Origin of the sequence: Paenibacillus sp. FSL R5-0407, assembly GCF_038009185.1 — a bacterium.
Lineage (GTDB): Bacteria > Bacillota > Bacilli > Paenibacillales > Paenibacillaceae > Fontibacillus > Fontibacillus vini.
Genome location: NZ_JBBPAX010000001.1, coordinates 1,547,604 through 1,560,911, shown reverse-complemented (window position 1 = coordinate 1,560,911; position 13,308 = coordinate 1,547,604). Strand labels below are relative to the sequence as shown.

Genomic DNA, 13,308 nt, shown 5'->3' with positions numbered 1-13,308 from the left:
ATGAGATCGAAAAGACAAACGGTATGGCTGGTATCTATGCTTAGTTTGATGGTGGTTTTATCCGCATACTATCTCTTCACCGAGGACAGCCCGGCGAAAAATCAGGCAGCCGACGGCAAACAGGTGTCCACCATGGATAAGGGGATGACTCAGGAAACAGTAACTGACAGCGGCTTAGGCCAAGATGGAGAAGTGATTCTTTCGGAAGTCGTTACCGATGGCGAGCAAAGCCCGGTTATCACGGACGAAGAAGCCGCCACGGATCCTGTTGCAAATTCCGGGGGCGCTCCAGACACTGAAAAAACTGCCGATAGCTCAGATCCAGGCAAAGACAGTGCCGTAAAAGAATCGGATGGCAAAAAGGAAGAAGCGGCTGGGAAAGATGGCGATTCCTCCACTGCCGGAAATACGGGCACCGGTGATGAAGATGTGCTGAAGCAGCTGGAAACGCAGGGGGTAACTGCGACAGATTCTCTGACCGCTTATCAGTTCCAGCGTAATGCCGAGAACATGAAAAAGCAGGATGAATTGGTGCAAGCGATCAATGACGGAAGCAAAACGCTGGAAGAAGCGGCTATGGCTCAAAAAGAACTCAGTGCATTAGAAGAACGAGAAGAAAAAATATATTCGATCGAAGAAAAATTACAACAAAAATACGCGAATGCCGTTGTCGAAGAAACGGATAACAAATATAAAGTGCTTGTCGTTAGCGAAAAATTGGAGGCTAAAGACGCAGTAGGCATTATGGACCTGGTTATCAAGGAACTCGGCGTTTCCCAAGATAAAGTCAGTGTCCAATATATAACGCAATAGTGAACATTGGGCGGTAAATACAAGAATATCGAATAATGGCGACATGCGAAAACCGTGTCGTATGGAGAAGAGTCCAAGGAAATCTTGGACTCTTTCCATTTTAGTCGATTGTGATATAATACATAAAGTTAAGTGATGGGTTACTTCAAAATGTTTGATTTGAGAAGGCCAAGGCTTTGTTTGAAAAAGCTGAAGGAGTGAAAAAGCACATGTTTAAATTGGATGAAATCAAGGAATTGATTGAACTGTTGGACAAAACGTCCGTGCAAGAACTTGAAATTGAGAACGAAGGCGCTCGTCTATGCATTCGGAAGCCTATCAAGACCGAATTGGTCCAAGTGCAGCCGACGGTTGTTTCCGGAACCGCGCCTACAGCAGTACCGGCGGTATCGGCTCTGGCAGTAATTACAGAGCCCGAAGCAGCTGTAAGTCCTGGGGAAAAGGCAGCAAACCTACATACGATTGTGTCCCCAATGGTTGGAACGTTCTACCGGGCAGCATCTCCAGACGCTAATGCGTTTGTGAACATCGGAGATAAGGTAGGCGAGAAAACGACGGTTTGTATTATTGAGGCGATGAAGCTGATGAACGAACTGGAAGCCGAAATCAAAGGCGAAATTACCGATATTCTCGTAGAGAACGGACAACTCGTCGAATACGGACAGCCTCTCTTTCTGGTGAAGCCGGAGTAATTTGCGTACCTGCGGCTGCTTAATGAAGCGCGGTTAGCTTTCAAGGAGGATGGGAACTAGTGAAATTTCATAAAATACTGATTGCGAACCGCGGCGAAATTGCGGTTCGAATTATTCGTGCATGCCGCGAGCTGGGGATTTCCTCCGTCGCGGTATACTCAGAAGCGGACAAGGATTCTCTCCATGTCCGGCTCGCGGACGAAGCGTACTGCATCGGCCCGACCTTATCAAAGGACAGCTACCTGAACTTTACGAATCTGATGAGCGTGGCCACGTTGACGGAATGCGACGCCATCCATCCGGGTTACGGATTTTTGGCTGAAAATGCGGACTTCGCGGAAATTTGCGGCTCCTGCAACATCACCTTTATCGGTCCGTCTCCCGAAGCGATCACCAAAATGGGTGATAAAGCGGTGGCGAAGCAGACGATGAAGGAAGCGAACGTTCCGGTCATTCCGGGCTCCGACGGATTGGTTGACGATCTGGACCAAGCGATGGCGGTAGCCCGCGAAATCGGTTATCCGGTCATCATTAAAGCTACGGCCGGTGGCGGCGGTAAAGGCATTCGTATTGCCGAGGATGAGGAGTCGCTGGTCAAGCAGATCACGACGGCTCAACAAGAGGCACAAAAAGCGTTTGGCAATGCCGGTGTCTACCTGGAGAAATTTTTGACGGGTATGAAGCATGTCGAGATTCAAATTATAGCCGATAAGCACGGGAATGCCGCTTATCTTGGCGAACGGGACTGCTCCGTGCAGCGACGTCGCCAGAAACTGGTCGAAGAAGCCCCTTGTCCGGTGCTCTCTCCCGAAAAGCGTAAAGAAATGGGCGAAGCTGCCGTACGGGCGGCGCTGGCGGTAAATTACTCCGGTGCGGGTACGCTTGAGTTTCTGCTTGGTCCGGACGGCCAGTTCTACTTCATGGAAATGAATACGCGGATCCAGGTTGAGCATCCCGTTACGGAAATGGTCACTGGAATCGACCTTATCCAGGAGATGATTTCGGTTGCCGAAGGCAATCCGCTTTCCTTTACACAGGACGAAGTCAAGCTGAACGGCTGGTCGATCGAATGCCGGATCAATGCGGAGGATCCTTCCCGCAATTTCATGCCTTCTCCGGGCAAAATCGGATTTTACCTCGCTCCTGGCGGACCGGGCGTTCGTGTTGACAGTGGGGCTTATCCGGGATATACCATCTCGCCATACTATGATTCCATGATCGCGAAGCTGATCGTATGGGGAGCTACCCGGGAAGAAGCGATTGCCAAAATGAAGCGGGCTTTGGCCGAATTCGCCATTGAGGGAATTCATACCACCATTCCGTTCCATCAGAAATTGCTGGAGCATCCCGTGTTCCTAAAAGGGGATTTTGACATTAAATTTTTGGAAGAACACGAGATTTAGAAACAAGTCTTCCGGTTTGTCATAATGACCCCGAAATGATATAGTATTTATAATAAGTGCGCGGTCTTTAGCTGTAAAATTGAGAGCTATAAAGGGAGCGTCATACTTATTGAGAGGCGGATGATAGAATGAGTTCTTTACCTACGGAATTCGAACGGACAGAGATCGGCGAGATTCAAATCGCACCTGAAGTGATTGAAGTAATTGCAGGTCTGGCCACCGTCGAAGTAAAAGGTGTAGCGGGCATGAGCGGCGGCTTTGCCGGCGGCATTGTCGAGCTGCTCGGACGGAAGAATTTGTCCAAAGGCGTCAAAGTGGAAGTAGGCCAGAAAGAAGCGGCCGTCGATGTATCCGTTATCGTAGAATACGGTCACAGGCTGCCTGAAGTGGCTACGGAAATCCAGCTTAACGTCAAGCGTTCTATTGAAACAATGACCGGGCTGACTGTGGTGGAAGTCAACGTACATATTCATGACGTTATTTTCAAAGCAGCGGAACGTAACGAAGAAATTGAATTGAGCCATCGGGTGAAATAATACCTGGCACCAAACCCCCGACCTCCGCGTCAGGGGTTTACTATAGTTTCAGACATTTGATAAGGGGGCTGTTCCCGTCGTGGCCAAAATTTTGGACAGACTTCTGCTGTTTGTATACAGCTTGAGTATCGCAATACTATCCGTATTAGCCATCCTTCTGCTTACGGATATGGTACCTTTTTCCCTAAGCAGTCTGGAGGAAGACAAAGGTCTTTTTATTGCGACAATTGTGGTTTCTGCGATCCTCTTCTTAATCAGCATCCGGTTCTTCTACATTTCAATTCGCCGCGACCGGCGCTCGCTTACGTCGATTGATCAGCGGACCGAATACGGCGATATTCAGATTTCCACCGAGACGATCGAGAATCTGTCCTATAAAGCGGCATCCCGCGTACGTGGCATCCGTGAAGTGAAAACGAGAATCCGGATTACGGAAGCGGGTCTGGACATTATGGTCCGGGCGATGGTTGACGGCGATTCTTCCATACCGGCCTTGACCGAAGAAGTGCAAAAGCAAGTTCATGATCATGTAGAGGAAATTACGGGGATACCGGTGTCTTATGTGTCGGTGTATATTGCGAACCTTGTCCAGTCGCCTGTCATGAAAAGCCGGGTTGAATAGGGGGAAGCGCCGTGTTTTGGAAGCAGTTGTGGGAGAGTCACAGGGGGCGCCTGCTCGGGCTGGCGGCGGCCGTGTTTTTATGCCCGATCTATCTGTTTTTCGGATTTTGGAACATGATGTTCTGCGCCCTCTTACTGTTTGTCGGGTATACCGTCGGCAAGTACAAGGATTTGGACCAAGGGTCCTTCTTGCCATGGGGGGAACTGAAGAACTGGCTGGCTTCGCGCTGGCGCCCATTTAAATGATTCCTGTGATATGCTTTCTCCGGAAAAAGAGCACCGTCTTCATCTTGCCCGTTTTGTGGAGAGAGCATGTTACAGGTTTTTTTGCGTAATGAAGGCCGTTGTAAATTTTCAGAAGGCTCATCTTTTTAAAATAAGGAAATTGTGATGATCCAAGCGTTTTTGGCTCATCATTAAGATAGGTTCAACTTAATCAAGGAGGCAGTCCATGAAACGGAGATTGGCGAGAGAAATTGCGGTGCAAAGTTTGTATCATATGGAAATGAACGAGGTTGAAGCTGAGGAAGCGGTGACGATGCTGTTGGCCGAAGCGGCCGGCGAGAATGAGGGAGAAGTCGAGGTTACCGATTTGACCGGGGCTAAAGCCAAGGATTTCATTTTGGAGCTCGTGAACGGAACGTGGAGCCGGAAGGAAGCGATCGACGGACTGTTGTCCGATTATTTGAAAGGCTGGCAAATCAGCCGCTTGTCCAAGGTTGATCGTCAAGTACTCCGTCAAGCCGTGTATGAAATGATTTTCCGTGATGATGTTCCCGGGAAAGTAGCGGTGAATGAAGCGATTGAGCTTGCCAAACATTTCGGTACAACGGAGTCCGGCAAATTTGTCAACGGTGTGCTCGGTAAGATGATACAGGACCTGGATCAGCTTAAGGCCAAGATCTAAACATATATAAACAAGCCATAAAAGGAGAGGATATCATGTCAGCACCACTCATTAACGGTAAACAAGTTTCGGAAGAGATCCGGGGAGCGCTTCGCGGCGAGGTCGAGCTTCTGACGAAGCAGGGATTAACCCCTGGTCTCGCGGTTGTTCTCGTCGGGGAAGATCCGGCTTCTCAGGTATATGTCCGGAATAAAGAGAAGGCATGTCATGACCTCGGCTATTACTCGGAGGTTCATCGTCTGTCTGCATCGACGACCCAAGAAGAGTTGTTGGCTCTTGTGGACAAGCTTAACCGCCAAGACAATATTCACGGCATACTCGTGCAATTGCCGCTGCCTAACCATATAGATGAGAAGTCCGTGATCAATGCGATTGCTGTGGAAAAAGACGTAGACGGCTTCCATCCAGTGAACGTCGGAAACCTCGTGATCGGGGACGACAGCCTGCTGCCGTGTACACCGGCAGGAGTGATTGAACTCATCAAGCGGACAGGAATTGAAATGGCCGGAAAGCATGCCGTAGTTATCGGCCGCAGCAATATTGTCGGCAAGCCGGTATCCCTTCTTTTGCAGCGGGAGAACGCCACGGTGACGATGTGTCATTCGCGGACGGCCAACATGAAGGAATTGACGCAGCAGGCGGATATTCTAGTAGTGGCAATCGGGCGGGCCAACTTTGTTGACGCGTCGTACGTGAAGCCCGGTGCTGTGGTTATCGATGTGGGCATGAACCGTTTGGAGAACGGCAAACTGGCCGGCGACGTGGATTTTGAATCCGTGAAGGAAGTTTCCGGTCCGATTACGCCGGTACCTGGCGGTGTGGGACCGATGACGATCACGATGCTGATGCAAAATACGCTGATCGCGGCAAAACGGTTAGGCGGACTGGCTTAGTAAGAATATTAGGACCCAGGCCAGAGCGGAAAGGGGGAATGCCCCGTGGAACAGCGCGTTTTATCCATCAAAGAATTGAACCGGTACATCCGGATGAAAATGGAGTCGGACACCTTATTGTCCGAGGTGTGGATTCGCGGCGAGATTTCGAATTTCACGCACCACTCGAGCGGACATATGTACTTTACGTTGAAGGATGAAAGCAGCCGGATCAAGAGTATCATGTTCGCAACGCATAACCGGCGGCTTCCTTTCATTCCGAAGGAAGGCTCCCGGGTAATCGCCCGGGGGAACGTCACGGTTTACGAGCGGGACGGCCAATACCAGTTCTATGCGACGCATATGCAGCCGGACGGCATCGGCAGTTTGTACCTGGCTTACGAACAATTAAAGAACAAGCTGGAAGCCGAAGGTCTGTTTGCACCGGGACGGAAGCGGGCGTTGCCGCGGTTTCCGCATGTGATCGGCGTTATTACATCGCCGACCGGAGCGGCTGTCCGCGACATTCTTACGACGCTGCAGCGCCGTTATCCGCAGGCTTCCGTCGTCCTGTACCCGGTATTGGTGCAGGGGAAGGGAGCGGCTCCTTCGATCGTCAAGGCGATCCGGACGATGAACGAGAGCGGCGAGGCCGACGTCTTGATCGTCGGCCGGGGCGGCGGCTCGCTGGAAGAGCTGTGGGCGTTCAATGAAGAGCCGGTCGCGCGAGCGATTTACGAATCGGAGATCCCGGTCATTTCGGCCGTAGGGCATGAAACGGACTTCACCATCGCCGATTTCGTCGCGGATTTGCGCGCCGCTACGCCCACCGCCGCCGCCGAGCTCGCCGTGCCGCACACGGCCGAGCTGAAGGCGCAGCTGCGCCAACGCGAGCAGATGCTGCAGCAGGGCCTGCAGCATCGCCTGGCTCAGGCGCGCGAGCGGCTCCGCCGGCTCCAGCAGTCGCCGGCCATGCGGCAGCCGCAACGGGCGCTGCTCCAGCACGCGGAGCGGCTGGATACGCTGAAGACGCGGCTGCAGGCGCGGATGATGTCCCGCAAGGAGCTGACGGATGCCCGGCACGGCCGGCTGCATCAGCGTCTGCTGCGGTACCATCCGCAGGAGAGCTTGCTCTTCGCGAAGCGTCGCCAGAGCGAAGGAGACCGGCTGCTCCGCCAGGCGATGACCGCCCTCCTGAGGGACAAATCGCAGCAGCTGACGTCCGGAATCCGTCAGTTGGATATGTTGAGTCCTTTGAAGGTTATGGGAAGGGGATACAGCCTGGTGTATGACGAGCAAGGCAAAAAGCTGATCAAATCGATGAATGATGTGGAACCCGGCGATATGGTGAAGGTGAAAGTAACCGACGGGGAACTGGATTGCCAAGTATGGGGCATGCGGAAAGGAGCAGGTGACGATGGCGGAGGAACAACAGAGTCTTAATTTTGAAGAGGCGATGAATCAACTGGAAGATATCGTTTCCCAACTGGAGCGGGGAGACGTGCCGTTGGAACAGGCGATCGATCTGTTCCAAAAAGGTATGCAGCTGTCACAGCTATGCAGCCAGAAGCTGTCACAGGTGGAGCGCAAGATCGAAATGATCGTGGAAACGGACGGAGAGATCACCAAGAAGCCGTTCAATTCATTGGCAGAGGAGAGCGATTCGCTTGGATAAGGCTTCGGGTACTTCGATTCAAAGCTATATCGGAGAGATTTCGGGGCTGGTCGGTTCCCGGCTCGAGGAGTTTCTGCCGGGAGCCTGGAACGTACCTGAACGGCTTGCGAAGTCGATGCAATACTCACTGATGGCCGGGGGCAAACGGCTGCGGCCGTTGCTCGTCGTTGCCGCGGCGGAGTCGCTGGGAGCGAGCCGTGAGGCTGCGCTGCCCGTCGCCTGCGCCGTGGAAATGGTACATACCTACTCGCTGATCCATGATGATTTACCGGCAATGGATGACGATGACTACCGGCGCGGCAAGCTGACGAACCATAAGGTGTTCGGGGAAGCAATGGCGATCCTAGCGGGTGACGGACTGTTGACCCATGCTTTTTACAGTGTCGTTCAAGCCTCGCGCCAGTATGGAGTCAGCGCCGAAAGCGTTCTGTCGATCATTGAAGAACTTGCCGTATATGCCGGACCATCCGGTATGGTAGGCGGCCAGGTTGCGGACATGGAAGGGGAACAGGGAATTACCGATCTGGAACAGCTTCGGTATATCCACGAGCATAAAACCGGGGATCTCATCGTCTTTTGTTTGAAGGCCGGAGGCCGGATCGCGTCCGCCTCGGAAACGCAGCTCGCCGCACTCGAAACTTACGGGCGTTCGATCGGTCTCGCTTTTCAAATTCAGGACGACATTCTGGATCTTGTGGGCGATGAGACCAAGCTCGGCAAAAAAACGCAGAGCGACGTGAAGCAAGGAAAGGTTACCTATCCTTATTTTATAGGCCTGGAGGCATCTCGCGCCGAAGTGGACCGGTTGACCCGATCCGCCAAAGTCGCAATAACCGAAGGTAACATTCCGAACCCGGATCATCTGCTGGCCATCGCCGATTATTTATTGCAGAGAGATCATTAATGGGGTCATTTTCGACAATTCCGGATCATGTGCTATAATAAAGGCTATTATCAACAAGTTGATGTTTTAAACTTACACAGACAGAAATCCATATAGGAAAGCGGGGAATTTGGGTGCTGCTTTCGCAAATTAAAGGGCCCGGCGATTTGAAGTCATGTTCGATTGAGGAATTGACTCCGCTTGCGGCCGAAATTCGCCAATTTTTAATTGAAAAGCTCTCAATCACGGGTGGACATTTAGCTCCCAATCTGGGTGTGGTCGAACTGACCATCGCGCTGCATTATTGTTATAACAGCCCGCAGGATAAGTTTATTTTCGACGTAGGCCATCAGGCTTACGTGCACAAAATTTTAACCGGACGGATGGACCGTTTCGATACGCTGCGGAAGCAAAACGGACTTTGCGGTTTCGTGAAGCGCTGCGAGAGTGAGCATGATGTCTGGGAAGCCGGTCATAGCAGCACTTCTTTGTCGGCGGCCATGGGTATGGCTTTGGCTCGTGATCTTAAAGGTGAGCAGCACAAAGTGGTAGCCGTTATCGGAGACGGAGCGCTTACCGGAGGCATGGCCTTCGAGGCACTGAACCATATCGGGCACGAAAAGAAGGATCTCATGGTGATCCTGAACGACAATGAAATGTCGATCGCCCCTAATGTCGGCGCCATGCACAATTATTTGACCAAAATCCGTTCGGACCGCAATTATTTGCGTGCGAAGGACGAAGTGGAACAATTGCTCAAGAAGATTCCTGCCATTGGCGGCAAGCTGGCGAAAACGGCGGAAAGAGTAAAGGACAGCCTGAAGTATTTGATGGTATCCGGCGTGCTGTTCGAAGAGCTCGGGTTCAAGTATTTAGGACCGGTCGACGGGCATGATCTTCCGGGGCTTATCGACTCTTTTAATCAGGCTAACAATGTCAAAGGCCCTGTACTCGTTCATGTTCTGACTACGAAGGGTAAAGGATATACGCCTGCGGAGGAAGATTCCTTTAAGTGGCATGGGATTACTTCCCCGTACAAAATCGAATCGGGCCAGCTGCTGAAGGCCGTTGGAAATCCGATGTACACCGAGGTATTCGGGGAGACGCTGATCGAGCTGGCCGAACAGGATGACCGGATCGTTGCGGTAACTCCGGCTATGCCTGGGGGCTCCGGATTGGTTAAATTCGGCGAGCGGTTCCCTGGACGAATGATCGATGTAGGGATCGCCGAACAACATGCAGCCACGATGTGTGCGGCGATGGCGCTGGAAGGGATGAAGCCGGTCTTTGCCGTGTATTCCACCTTCATGCAGCGTGCATATGATCAGATCGTTCATGACATCTGCCGCCATAATGCGAATGTCATGTTCGCCATCGACCGGGCAGGATTTGTCGGAGCCGATGGGGAAACGCATCAGGGCGTTTTCGATATCGCCTTTTTGCGCCACATTCCGAACATGGTACTCATGATGCCAAAAGATGAGAATGAACTGCGCCATATGATGAAGACGGCTCTGGAATACAACGACGGGCCGATCGCATATAGGTACCCACGCATCAATGTTCCTGGTGTTCCTCTGGACGAAAAGCTGGTTCCGATTCCAATCGGAAGCTGGGAAATGCTTCGCGAAGGGGAAGGGCTGGTTATCATGGCTGTTGGACCGATGGTTCAGGTCGCTGAGGAAGCCGCCGAAATGCTGAAACGGGAAGGCATTCAGGCCGCGGTGGTCAATGCCCGGTTCTTGAAGCCGCTGGATGATAACATGCTGCTGAGTCTGGCTCGTCGTCCCGGAAAAATGATCGTACTGGAAGAGGCGTCCCAAGCCGGCAGTCTGGGCAGCGCGGTGCTGGAATTTTATGCGGAGCACGGACTTTCAGGTCTCGATATCAGCCTGATGGGAGTTCCGGACCGATTCATTGAACACGGAAGCATCAAGGAGCAATTGCAGGAAGTCGGTCTGACGGCGGAGAATGTTGTCGGTGAAGTTCTTAAGTACCGCTCCGGCCAGCAGTTTGCATTCGGCAAGAAAGCGAAGCCTTTTTAAGCTAAACGAGATATGAAGAACCATAAATCAAGAATGATTCAACAGCTTTTAAAATAGGGATGGTGAATGCTCGCAGACGGACTCTCCGTCCGCGAGTTTCTCCTTTCACCGGGAAAAGTCAGGAGAATTCGATGTCTGTATCCAAAGAACGTATCGATGTCCTGCTTGTGGAGCAGGGCTTTTTTGAAAGCAGGGAGAAGGCTAAAGCCGCGATCATGGCGGGTCTCGTTCTCAGCGGGTCGGAGAGGATCGAGAAAGCCGGAACAAAGGTCCCCCGTGATATTCCGCTAACCGTAAAAGGATCGGTCCATCCCTATGTGAGCAGGGGCGGGCTGAAGCTGGAAAAGGCGCTTAGAACATTCGGCATTGATTTGAAAGGGCGGACTATGCTCGATATCGGATCCTCGACCGGAGGCTTTACGGATTGCGCTCTGCAAAACGGAGCCGATTACGTATATGCCATCGATGTCGGATATAATCAGCTCGATTGGTCGCTTCGGAACGACGAGCGCGTCAATGTGAAAGAACGGACCAACTTCCGGTATATGACGCCCGATGATTTGGATGGGCCGACACCGGATTTCGCAAGCATCGACGTTTCGTTTATTTCGCTGAAAATCATTCTGCCTCCCTTGCTGGAATTGCTGAAGCGGCCGGCAGATGTCGCGGCGTTGATCAAGCCGCAGTTTGAAGCGGGACGTGACAAGGTGGGGAAATCCGGCGTAGTTCGCGATTCCAAAGTGCATCTTGAGGTGCTGGAAACGGTGCTTGGTTTCGCTGTGGAGCTTGGTTTTGCTCTGAAAGGACTCACGTTTTCCCCGATTACCGGCGGTGAAGGCAACATTGAGTTTTTGGCGCATTTCGGCCTGAACGAAGAGCCGGGTTCAGACGAAACAGGACCGGGGCAAATAACCGAAATGTCACGGCGCGTGATTGAGGAAGCCGCGCGGACATTTCATGCGAACCCGTCAAAATGACGGGTTTTTGATTACGGCTTTAGCCAGTTGAGCTCGCGAAGCGTGCGAAACAAAAAACCACCCGCTATGCGGGTGGAGGGATCGAAGGTTTGACCACCAAGACCATTCCGATAAAATTGAGATGTTCAGGCTCAACAATGAAAGGAATGGTCTTAAATGGCAAACAAGAGCTATAGTCTAGCTCACACGAAGTGGATGTGCAAATACCACATTGTGTTCACCCCGAAGTATAGACGGAAAGAGATCTATAATCAAGTAAGGAAAGACTTAATCGAAATTTTCAAACGTTTATGTAAATACAAGGGGGTAGAAATAATAGAAGGCCACATGATGCCAGATCATGTACATATGTTAGTAGCGATACCCCCAAAAATCTCAGTATCTTCATTTATGGGATATCTGAAGGGAAAAAGCTCGCTGATGATATTTGAGAAGCATGCCAGCTTGAAGTATAAATATGGAAACCGGAAATTTTGGGCAGAGGGATACTACGTCAGCACAGTAGGCTTGAATGAGGCCACTGTCGCTAAATATATACGTGAGCAAGAAGCACATGACCAAGCAATGGATAAACTGAGTGTGAAAGAGTATGAGGATCCATTCAGCAGAAACAGTAACAAGAAGAAGTAAACCAGTTTAACTGGTAAGTGAAAGTGACAAAAACACTGAGCCTGAACAATTTTATTGTCAGGCTAGCGTCTTTAGGCGCAGTTTGGCAACAGGGGGTTATACCCCAAGAGCAAACCACCCGTTGGACGGGTGGTTATGATTTTTGGATATTGCCAACGGAACAGGCGTTCCCCTATAATATAAATATCTCGAGACATGACTTTATTGCTGACCTATATATTGTTTCTGATTGACAGGAGCTGAGGATTCTTGCGTCGAATAAGTCAGTTGAGGTGATTGAGTTATGGGGGATTATTCCGACGGTCTGCTGATGGTTGTCATTGCGGGGATCGCGCTGTATCTCGGCTATCGCGGTTTCCGCTCATGGGTCCGCAAGCCGTTTACTTTGCGCTCCGGGATCGGATTCATGATGAACGAGGAGATTGTGGAGCATCCGGCCGTAGATGTGCTGGAGACAGCCGGTTATGAGGTGGTCAGCGACAAGCTGAAGGTACCGCTTGCTTTTAAAGTGGATGGCCAAATTCTCCACAGCCGATTGTTTATCGACTATATCGCGGTCAAAGATGGGGAATTCTATCTGGTAAGAACCGCGCGGGAACGATTGCCCATCGAATGGACAGGCAGCGGCCTCCGAAGAGATCTGTTACCTTATCTGCTGCTGTATCCCGAGTGTGCGGGATTGCTGTATGTGGACAGTGAGCAGGGAACCCTCAAAGAAATTGCCTTAACGACAGACGAAGATGAAGACGAATCAGCCCATGAAGGGCCATGGAGGACGTTATGAAGGGTCAAAGACATATCAAAATACGTGAGATTATAGCAAACAAGGAAATAGAAACCCAGGACGAGCTGGTCGAAGCGCTAAGGAATGCGGGTTTTCAAGTAACCCAAGCCACGGTGTCCAGGGATATTAAAGAGCTTATGCTGATCAAGGTTCCGACGGATGACGGCAGATATAAGTATTCCATGCCGACCGCACAGCGGTACAATCCGGTTCAGAAGCTCCAACGCGCTTTGGTCGACAGCTTTGTTCATATCGATCATACCGGCAATCTTGTCGTCGTGAAATGCCTTCCAGGGACAGCCAACTCGGTCGCCGTCCTGCTCGACAATATGGAATGGCCGGATTTGCTCGGTACGATATGCGGGGATGATACGATCCTGATGATTTGCCGGGATGAGGAATACAGTCAGTTCGTGATCAAACAGATCATGAACTTCATTTCATAAGTAATACCTTCTATATTTTTGCGT

General features: G+C 51.3%; 16 protein-coding genes. All 16 read left to right on the top strand.

Features of this window, described 5'->3' with window-relative positions:
• Window positions 1-813, top strand: a complete 813-nt coding sequence (locus tag NYE70_RS07660; protein ID WP_290406144.1) for a SpoIIIAH-like family protein — start codon at window positions 1-3, stop codon at window positions 811-813.
• 209 nt (window positions 814-1,022) lie between these two features.
• The gene (gene accB / locus NYE70_RS07655; RefSeq protein WP_290406145.1) at window positions 1,023-1,505 is read left to right on the top strand and encodes an acetyl-CoA carboxylase biotin carboxyl carrier protein; all 483 of its coding nucleotides are present in this window, start codon (window positions 1,023-1,025) and stop codon (window positions 1,503-1,505) included.
• A 59-nt stretch (window positions 1,506-1,564) separates the two neighbouring features.
• Window positions 1,565-2,908 (top strand): acetyl-CoA carboxylase biotin carboxylase subunit, encoded by a 1,344-nt coding sequence (gene accC / locus NYE70_RS07650; RefSeq protein ID WP_213653987.1) that lies wholly within the window; start codon window positions 1,565-1,567, stop codon window positions 2,906-2,908.
• Window positions 2,909-3,036: 128 nt separating this feature from the next.
• Entirely contained in the window at window positions 3,037-3,444 is a 408-nt protein-coding gene (locus NYE70_RS07645) for an Asp23/Gls24 family envelope stress response protein (protein ID WP_211019594.1), read from the top strand.
• Window positions 3,445-3,523: 79 nt separating this feature from the next.
• Window positions 3,524-4,066 carry an alkaline shock response membrane anchor protein AmaP gene (gene amaP, locus NYE70_RS07640; protein ID WP_341045581.1) on the top strand — a complete coding sequence of 181 codons (543 nt, stop codon included), beginning with the start codon at window positions 3,524-3,526 and terminating at the stop codon, window positions 4,064-4,066.
• 11 nt (window positions 4,067-4,077) lie between these two features.
• Complete coding sequence (locus tag NYE70_RS07635; protein ID WP_211019592.1) at window positions 4,078-4,311, top strand: DUF2273 domain-containing protein; 234 nt, start codon at window positions 4,078-4,080, stop codon at window positions 4,309-4,311.
• A gap of 205 nt (window positions 4,312-4,516) precedes the next feature.
• Window positions 4,517-4,972, top strand: a complete 456-nt coding sequence (gene nusB / locus NYE70_RS07630; protein WP_211019591.1) for a transcription antitermination factor NusB — start codon at window positions 4,517-4,519, stop codon at window positions 4,970-4,972.
• A 35-nt stretch (window positions 4,973-5,007) separates the two neighbouring features.
• Window positions 5,008-5,865, top strand: a complete 858-nt coding sequence (folD, locus tag NYE70_RS07625; RefSeq protein WP_211019590.1) for a bifunctional methylenetetrahydrofolate dehydrogenase/methenyltetrahydrofolate cyclohydrolase FolD — start codon at window positions 5,008-5,010, stop codon at window positions 5,863-5,865.
• A 93-nt stretch (window positions 5,866-5,958) separates the two neighbouring features.
• Window positions 5,959-7,287 carry an exodeoxyribonuclease VII large subunit gene (gene xseA / locus NYE70_RS07620; protein WP_445323834.1) on the top strand — a complete coding sequence of 443 codons (1,329 nt, stop codon included), beginning with the start codon at window positions 5,959-5,961 and terminating at the stop codon, window positions 7,285-7,287.
• On the top strand, window positions 7,262-7,519 hold the full coding sequence (gene xseB, locus NYE70_RS07615) for an exodeoxyribonuclease VII small subunit (RefSeq protein WP_341045579.1): 258 nt from the start codon (window positions 7,262-7,264) through the stop codon (window positions 7,517-7,519). Before xseA ends, xseB begins: the two co-directional genes overlap by 26 nt.
• On the top strand, window positions 7,512-8,423 hold the full coding sequence (locus tag NYE70_RS07610; protein WP_445323754.1) for a polyprenyl synthetase family protein: 912 nt from the start codon (window positions 7,512-7,514) through the stop codon (window positions 8,421-8,423). The genes xseB and NYE70_RS07610 overlap by 8 nt, the downstream gene beginning before the upstream one ends.
• A gap of 113 nt (window positions 8,424-8,536) precedes the next feature.
• Window positions 8,537-10,447: a 1-deoxy-D-xylulose-5-phosphate synthase gene (dxs, locus tag NYE70_RS07605; protein ID WP_211019586.1), complete on the top strand. Its 1,911-nt coding sequence runs from the start codon at window positions 8,537-8,539 to the stop codon at window positions 10,445-10,447.
• 131 nt (window positions 10,448-10,578) lie between these two features.
• Window positions 10,579-11,424, top strand: coding sequence for a TlyA family RNA methyltransferase (locus NYE70_RS07600; RefSeq protein WP_341045577.1), 846 nt, complete (start codon window positions 10,579-10,581; stop codon window positions 11,422-11,424).
• Between the two features lie 156 nt (window positions 11,425-11,580).
• On the top strand, window positions 11,581-12,054 hold the full coding sequence (gene tnpA / locus NYE70_RS07595; RefSeq protein WP_213656720.1) for an IS200/IS605 family transposase: 474 nt from the start codon (window positions 11,581-11,583) through the stop codon (window positions 12,052-12,054).
• A 283-nt stretch (window positions 12,055-12,337) separates the two neighbouring features.
• Window positions 12,338-12,838, top strand: a complete 501-nt coding sequence (locus NYE70_RS07590; RefSeq protein WP_211019584.1) for a hypothetical protein — start codon at window positions 12,338-12,340, stop codon at window positions 12,836-12,838.
• Window positions 12,835-13,284 carry a transcriptional regulator AhrC/ArgR gene (gene ahrC, locus NYE70_RS07585; RefSeq protein WP_211019583.1) on the top strand — a complete coding sequence of 150 codons (450 nt, stop codon included), beginning with the start codon at window positions 12,835-12,837 and terminating at the stop codon, window positions 13,282-13,284. Before NYE70_RS07590 ends, ahrC begins: the two co-directional genes overlap by 4 nt.
• Window positions 13,285-13,308 lie beyond the last annotated feature (24 nt).